This window comes from Bariatricus sp. HCP28S3_A4 (assembly GCF_052066395.1).
Taxonomy (GTDB): Bacteria; Bacillota; Clostridia; order Lachnospirales; family Lachnospiraceae; genus Allocoprococcus.
The window spans coordinates 1-712 of the sequence record NZ_JBQHSE010000094.1 but is presented as its reverse complement, the minus strand read 5'-3'; the positions used below and the strand labels follow the sequence as shown (position 1 = coordinate 712).

General features: G+C 39.6%; 1 pseudogene. It reads left to right on the top strand.

Annotated elements, in window-relative coordinates:
* Positions 1-76: 76 nt before the first annotated feature.
* A pseudogene (locus ACTNBF_RS16495) lies at positions 77-712 on the top strand (transposase); the annotation flags it as partial.

Genomic DNA, 712 nt, shown 5'->3' with positions numbered 1-712 from the left:
TGAAGTGCTATACTAACGTTGTAATAGTAGTGGCTAATAAGATATAATCAATCTATCAAAGAAAGAAGGAATTATTATGCCACAGACTTACACTCCAGAATTTAGAAAAAAGATTGTCCGTCTTCATGAGGAAGAAGGACGCACCTACAAAAGCATCACTGCGGAATATGGTGTATCCAAAGCAAGCATCTCCAAGTGGTGTAGAGAATTCAGCGAAGAATGCCAGGAGAAAGCCCTCTCAAATCCAGATACTCCAAATGAAATGGAGCTTATGAAAGAGAATCTCCGGTTACGAAAAGAACTGGAAGAGGCAAAAAAAGAAAATCTCTTCTTAAAAAAAGCAGCGGCATTCTTTGCAAAGGAAATCGATTAGCGGCTTATCGATTTATCGAACAACATCATAATGAATTTGGCTTGCGTTGGCTTCTGCGGCGCTTTGATATCTGTCCAAATGCTTATTACAACTACCGAAAACATCGGAAGGCGGATTACTATGCCCAGCGAGAGAAAACTCTGTCAAAAATTACAGATATTTATCATAAGCACCATGGCGTAGATGGATATCGCAGCATGCAGGTATACTTAGAAAGAGAGGGGTTCGCATATAGCAAGACAACTATACACAAGTATATGAATTCAATACTTGGGCTGAAATCTATTGTTCGCCCCAAAAAACCAGGATATGAGCATGGTAAACCGCATAAGGTGTTTG